Raw genomic sequence first — 4549 nt, 5'->3', positions numbered from 1 at the left:
CCGGTAAAACCGTCCTGGTATAACTGGCTCACGCCTCGTGGATAGAAGTAACAGTTTAAAAGTTTAAAAGCAATCTTAAAAAAACGGCTTGAGAGAGGCTTTTTTTGTATAAGGCGATAAATTGTACCTCTAACTTCACAACGGCGCTCTATCGCCTTTGAAGTGCCTTTGAAAACGATTTTATGGGATGGTTTGGCACGGGGGTTTCTCTCACAAGGAGAAGAATAGGGAAAAGAGTGCTTTTTTGAGAAATCCTCTTTTGACTGACAGTGTCAGACTTATGGTGGGAGTAAGTTTCATGCATTGTATTGCCAATGACAATTGTAAAGCAATAGGCAATGTGTATGGAGCAAGAATTTCACGAAGATCAAAAAGATGGGCATGCAGAAACATTTCATGCTGCGTTAATAGATCTTTGCCAAGACGCCACCGTTAGCCAAGCGCCTGAATGGGTAGAGCTTTTGCCCAAAGCGCCCCATGTGAAGGCACGTGATGGACGACAATGGCATTATAACCCGCAAACGATTTTAAAAGCCTTTGCAGCCAATAAAGGACCGCTTGTAATTGATTATGAGCATGGGCAACATCACCGTGCGAGAAATGGTTTAGAGGCACCTGCCAGTGGCTGGATTGAAGAATTAGCAGAGCGGGATGGTGCGATTTGGGGGCGTGTTAAATGGACCGATATGGCTACCAAAAAGATTGTTGCCCGAGAATATCGCTATCTTTCGCCGGAGTTTCGCCATTCCAAGAAAGGTGAAATTTTAAATTTAGCAGGTGCGGGACTGGTCAATCGTCCAGCCCTTGTCATGACGGCTTTAAGCCGTGAACAGCCTTCCCCTATAACTTTGACGGAGAAAATGATGGATTTGACAGCCATTGCCAGTGCACTATCGCTGGCAGAAGATGCTAAAGCGGATGAGGTTTTAGCAACGCTTAAAGCGCGCGAAAAGGAACGCGTGGAATTAAATGCCCAATTAACAAAAGCGCGAGAAGATTTAGCGCTTTTGCAAGAAGAGCAAAAAAATACTGCCATTGAGAGTCTTTTAGACAAGACCATTGAAGAGGGCAAGATTTTGCCGGCTGCCCGCGAGGAATATCGTGCGCTCTGTAGCCTTGAAGGGGGGATGGAGCATTTTAAAAGTTTGGTCGAGAAGTTGCCGGCGCTTGCCTCAACAAGCCCTTTAGAAGTGTGTGCTTTAGCACAAGAACCAAAGCTTGCTCCAGAAGAGGTTGCTGTTGCGGCACGCCATTATCAGGAAGAGCAGAAGCAAAAAGGCTTTGACATCACCATTAGCCAAGCGGTTGAGTATATTAGCGAGCAAAAGGAGCGCCAATCATGAGTACGATGATTTTGATTAAATCTTTTCGCGCTGGAGATGTGATTTCACCTTATTGCATTGTTGCAGCACGCACTGAGGGAATGGTGGCAACGGCTTCTGGTAAGGGTGATAAATTATTAGGGACTGCTGGGTCATTGAGTGCCAAGGCTGGTGAGATGATTGATGTTGGCCAATGTGGTTGGGGCGAAGTGGTTTGTGGAGGCAATGTTTCCTTTGGTGATTTTTTGACCTCTGACCCCAAAGGACACGCCATTAAAGCGGAAGCCGCAGATCGCACCATTGGTATTGCCATGAGTGATGGTTCTGCTGGTGATGTTATTTCTTTTAAAATTAATTAATCGAGGCATAAAATGAACAGACCTTTTCCCATTGATCCAACACTCACCGCTATTGCTATTGGTTATCGCAATCCAGCAGGTTCTCTTATTGGCGATAAAGTTTTGCCACGCGTTTGTGTTTTAAGTGAGGTGTTTAAATATAGTGAATTTCCCTTAGCGGAAAATTTTACCGTGCCTGAACTTGAAGTTGGGCGGAAAGGGCGCCCGAATGTGGTGGAATTTTCTGCCTTTGAACGGGAAGCCAGTGTCAAAGATTACGGACTTGATGATCTTATCCCCAATTCAGATATTGAAGCAGCGGCACGCGCCAGGGCGGAGCGACGCTCTCGTTATAACCCAGAAAAGACAGCTGTAGAGGGACTTGCCAATTTGCTAGAATTGGGGCGTGAAGTGCGTGTTGCAGCCCTTGTGCAAAGAAGTGAAAATTACGCACCAGAGCGTGTGATTACGCTTAAGGGTGAAAATAAATTTAGCGATTATGAGAAATCTGACCCTTATGCCACTTTAGATGAGGCGATGGATAAAAGTCTCGTCTATACGCCCAACACCATTGTGATGGGCAAAGTTGTTTGGTCAAAACTCAAACGTCATCCCAAAATCATTAAAGCCGTTAAAGGGGGTGGCACTGCTGATGGTTTTGTCACCAAGGCGCAATTTGCTGATCTGATGGAAATACACCCCGATCGTTTACTCATTGGTGAATCGCAAGTGAATTTGGCACGTAAAGGGCGTTCGGCACAATTGGCACGCGTTTGGGGCAATAAGATTGCACTGCTTTATATTGACCCTACCAAACAACAGGCAGATGGATCGGTGATCAGTTGGGGCTTTAGCGCCCAGTTGGGCGAGCGTTTGTCTGGAGTGATCCAAGATCCAGATATCGGCTTATCAGGCGGTAAACGGGTGCGTGTGGGGGAACGGGTGTGTGAATTGGTCGCTGCAAAAGATGCCGGCGTTTTGTTGCAAGAAGTTGTCTAAGGGAAACTTTTAAACATGGCTTATGCAAGCAAAACATTGATTGAAGAGCTCTGGGGTGATGACTTCTTGGATGATTTGTGCGGGATGGATGAGAGTTCTGATCCAGTTTTTTCAGAGCAAGCCATTGCCCGCGCGCTCGAACAGGCAAGTGGTGAGATTGATGTGCATTTGTCTCATCGCTACTCAATCCCCATTGCTGGACAGCCAGCGGCTCTGGGTATGATCTGTGTCAATATTGCTGTTTATAATTTAGCCATACGCCATACGGCACTGACCACGACTATTGAAGATCGTTACAAACAGGCGGTTGATTTGCTGAAACGTATTGCCGAAGGCAAAGCGGGTTTAGGCATAGATGAACCTAAAATTATGAGCGAAGATGGTCCCGTGCGTGATGGGGCTTTCTTCCATGCCAAGCCGCGTTTGATGGGAAGATAACATGTCTGTTGCAACCCATATTGAGATTAAAGAGATGGGGCTTGAAGCGGCTTTATCCTTTTTACAAAAGGGAGCTGATAGCTCGATGGGGACTTTAGCACAAGGGGTTGGGCGTCTCATCCAAGAGAGCACAAGACGGCGGATTCAAAGCGAAAAAGCCTCTCCCCAAGGAGAGAAGTGGAAAAACAACTATGCCCGCACCTCCATTCTTTATGCCAGTGGGGCGCTTTCACGCTCCATTGATATGAAAGCTTCACCAGAACAGGTGATTGTGGGCTCTGGGTTGGTTTATGCGCGGATTCATCAATTGGGTGGGGTCATTCGCCCGAAAAATGGCAAGACACTGCGCTTTTTTCTTAAAAGCGGCAATGCACACCGCTTTTTTTGTGTGCATCAAGTGACCATGCCGGCACGCCCTTATTTGGGGCTTTCAGAGCACAATAAAGTGGAAATTGTCAAAGCGACAGAAGACTGGCTGGAAAGGGTCTTTTCATGAGTCAAACGATCACACAAGCAGGGCGCATTAATCAGTTTCGTGAAGCGGTGATAAGAAGCCTTAAAGGCGCTTTACCGGATGTGCGTGATTGCAGCTGTCAATTTGGACGTTTTAACTTAGAAGAATTGGAAACACAGATGCTGGTGGCTCCAGCAATACGGGTTGCGGTGTTAGAAAGCCGTTTAATTTCTGTTGCTTCTGGACAGATGAGTGTTGATCTTCATTTAGGGGCTTTTATTATTACCACAGGTAAAGAGCGTGATGTTTCCAGTTGGCTTTTAGCAGAAGCCATTGCGGTGCTTTGTCATAGCGGGCAATTGTGGGGACTAACGCATTTGAGTGCCCCGCGTGAGGTGCAAATTGAACCGATTATCTCTGCGGCGATTAAGCAGCGTGGTGTATCGATAAGCGTGGTGGAATGGCACCAAGATTTGCATCAGTTGGGACATGATATTTTTTGTGATGAAGGACAACTCAAAAGTGGTTTGATTTCATGGGACAATGAGGTGGGGGCATGAATGATGCGCATTTATTGAGTGACACCTTGCGGCAAATAATGAAGCGTCTTGATGCGCTTGAACGCTGTCTTGCCAACCAGCACATGATCGGGCGGGTTGCAGAAGTTGATGGCCATAGGGTGCGGGTGAAACTTTCCGAACAGGGTTCTAATGGACAAGCGGTTTTATCGCCTTGGCTACAAGCGCAAGAAGCTTCTGGCGCTCTTTCAAGCAATATGCCTCTCCATGTTGGTGATCCGGTGCGCTTGTTAAACCCCCATGGCGAAATTGGTTCCGCCTCTCTGGTGGTGCGCGATAGTTATAGTGAGGATGCGCCTAATCCCGCACGCTCGCCGCAAGAACTTGCTCTGTGTTATGCGGGTGGCGCTTTGCGAATGACAAAAGATGAGCTCATTCTCTCTCATGGGGAAAACCAAATCCATTTGAATAGCCAAGGTT

General features: G+C 46.9%; 7 protein-coding genes. All 7 read left to right on the top strand.

Annotated elements, in window-relative coordinates; translation table 11 throughout:
* Positions 1-344 precede the first annotated feature (344 nt).
* On the top strand, positions 345-1343 hold the full coding sequence (locus ACFIJP_RS07635; RefSeq protein ID WP_375626726.1) for a phage protease: 999 nt from the start codon (positions 345-347) through the stop codon (positions 1341-1343).
* Complete coding sequence (locus ACFIJP_RS07630) at positions 1340-1681, top strand: hypothetical protein (protein WP_375626725.1); 342 nt, start codon at positions 1340-1342, stop codon at positions 1679-1681. The genes ACFIJP_RS07635 and ACFIJP_RS07630 overlap by 4 nt, the downstream gene beginning before the upstream one ends.
* Before the next feature lie 12 nt (positions 1682-1693).
* Positions 1694-2659, top strand: coding sequence for a capsid protein (locus ACFIJP_RS07625; RefSeq protein ID WP_375621653.1), 966 nt, complete (start codon positions 1694-1696; stop codon positions 2657-2659).
* 15 nt (positions 2660-2674) lie between these two features.
* Positions 2675-3097, top strand: coding sequence for a gp436 family protein (locus tag ACFIJP_RS07620; protein WP_375626723.1), 423 nt, complete (start codon positions 2675-2677; stop codon positions 3095-3097).
* Position 3098: 1 nt separating this feature from the next.
* Positions 3099-3593, top strand: a complete 495-nt coding sequence (locus ACFIJP_RS07615) for a phage virion morphogenesis protein (RefSeq protein WP_375626721.1) — start codon at positions 3099-3101, stop codon at positions 3591-3593.
* On the top strand, positions 3590-4111 hold the full coding sequence (locus tag ACFIJP_RS07610) for a hypothetical protein (protein WP_375626719.1): 522 nt from the start codon (positions 3590-3592) through the stop codon (positions 4109-4111). Before ACFIJP_RS07615 ends, ACFIJP_RS07610 begins: the two co-directional genes overlap by 4 nt.
* Positions 4108-4549 (top strand): baseplate assembly protein (locus ACFIJP_RS07605; RefSeq protein WP_375626718.1); only part of this gene is annotated, 442 nt, incomplete at its 3' end. The genes ACFIJP_RS07610 and ACFIJP_RS07605, both read left to right, overlap by 4 nt.

It is taken from the genome of Bartonella sp. MU37NMGALS (assembly GCF_042194015.1).
GTDB classification, from domain to species: domain Bacteria; phylum Pseudomonadota; class Alphaproteobacteria; order Rhizobiales; family Rhizobiaceae; genus Bartonella; species Bartonella grahamii.
This window is presented reverse-complemented; position numbering and strand designations above follow the sequence as displayed.